The sequence below is a fragment of the Pseudomonas sp. NPDC087342 genome, assembly GCF_044744265.1.
Classification (GTDB): Bacteria; Pseudomonadota; Gammaproteobacteria; order Pseudomonadales; family Pseudomonadaceae; genus Aquipseudomonas; species Aquipseudomonas nunensis.
This window is the reverse complement of the sequence record NZ_JBIUXZ010000017.1, coordinates 11,043-11,333: the sequence shown is the minus strand read 5'-3', so window position 1 is coordinate 11,333 and position 291 is coordinate 11,043. Positions and strand designations below refer to the sequence as shown.

2 pseudogenes are annotated in these 291 nt (G+C 54.6%); both read right to left on the bottom strand.

Annotated elements, in window-relative coordinates:
• A pseudogene (gene rpsR, locus ACIOYV_RS24530) lies at nucleotides 1–72 on the bottom strand (30S ribosomal protein S18); the annotation flags it as partial.
• A 28-nt stretch (nucleotides 73–100) separates the two neighbouring features.
• Nucleotides 101–291 (bottom strand): annotated as a pseudogene (locus tag ACIOYV_RS24525) (30S ribosomal protein S6); the annotation flags it as partial.

Here is a 291-nt window from a genome sequence, read left to right as displayed (position 1 = left end):
TTTGTAATCGATCTCTTTCACGTCTTCAGCGGTGAAGCGGCAGAATTTACGACGACGGAAGAAACGTGCCATGTAATAGGCTCCTCAAAAGGTCCGTGGATTACTCGTCAGCGTTATCGCTGTTGTCGCTGTCATCACTGTCAACGCCTTCGGCGTCGGAGTGCTCAGGACGGTCGCGACGCTCACGGCGCTCACTGCGGTTTTCTTCAGCCTTGAGCATCTCGGATTGGCCGGTAACGGCTTCTTCGCGACGGATGACCAGGTTACGGATCACTGCATCGTTGTAGCGGT